The following is an 881-nucleotide window of genomic DNA, read 5'->3' as shown; positions in this document are numbered from 1 at the left end:
GCACGGGATCGTAACTCGCCGGTTCATTCTACAAAAGGCACGCCATCACCCATTAACGGGCTCTGACTATTTGTAGGCACACGGTTTCAGGATCTCTTTCACTCCCCTTCCGGGGTGCTTTTCACCTTTCCCTCACGGTACTGGTTCACTATCGATCACTAGGGAGTATTTAGCCTTGGGAGATGGTCCTCCCAGATTCCGACGGAATTTCACGTGTTCCGCCGTACTCAGGATACATTCAAGAGAGAACGAAATTTCGACTACGGGGTTGTTACCCTCTACGACGGACCTTTCCAGGTCGCTTCGTCTACCTCGTTCCTTTGTAACTCCGTATAGAATGTCCTACAACCCCAAGAGGCAAGCCTCTTGGTTTGGGCTATGTTCCGTTTCGCTCGCCGCTACTCAGGAAATCGCATTTGCTTTCTCTTCCTCCAGGTACTTAGATGTTTCAGTTCCCTGGGTCTGTCTTCCATACCCTATGTATTCAGGTAAGGATACCATACCATTACGTATAGTGGGTTTCCCCATTCGGAAATCTTCGGATCAAAGCTTACTTACAGCTCCCCGAAGCATATCGGCGTTAGTCCCGTCCTTCATCGACTCCTAGTGTCAAGGCATCCACCGTGCGCCCTTTCTAACTTAACCAAACTAAAATTAAAAAAATATGAGCTACACTGTTATCTAGTTTTCAAAGAACATACATTTATATATGAGAGATAGTTCTCTCAAAACTGAACAAAACGAAACACGGAAACTTATATTGATGAACAGCGTTCATCAATTCTCCATAGAAAGGAGGTGATCCAGCCGCACCTTCCGATACGGCTACCTTGTTACGACTTCACCCCAATCATCTGTCCCACCTTAGGCGGCTGGCTCCA

At 47.1% G+C, this 881-nt stretch carries 2 rRNA genes; both read right to left on the bottom strand.

Annotated elements, in window-relative coordinates:
• Positions 1-645: ribosomal RNA gene (locus MR170_RS30835) — 23S ribosomal RNA — on the bottom strand; the annotation flags it as partial.
• Between the two features lie 146 nt (positions 646-791).
• Positions 792-881 (bottom strand): 16S ribosomal RNA (locus MR170_RS30830); the annotation flags it as partial.

The sequence above is a fragment of the Bacillus cereus group sp. BfR-BA-01524 genome (assembly GCF_022662595.1).
Lineage (GTDB): Bacteria > Bacillota > Bacilli > Bacillales > Bacillaceae_G > Bacillus_A > Bacillus_A thuringiensis_S.
The sequence above is the reverse complement of the archived record's forward strand: the minus strand, read 5'-3'. Positions and strand labels throughout refer to the sequence as shown.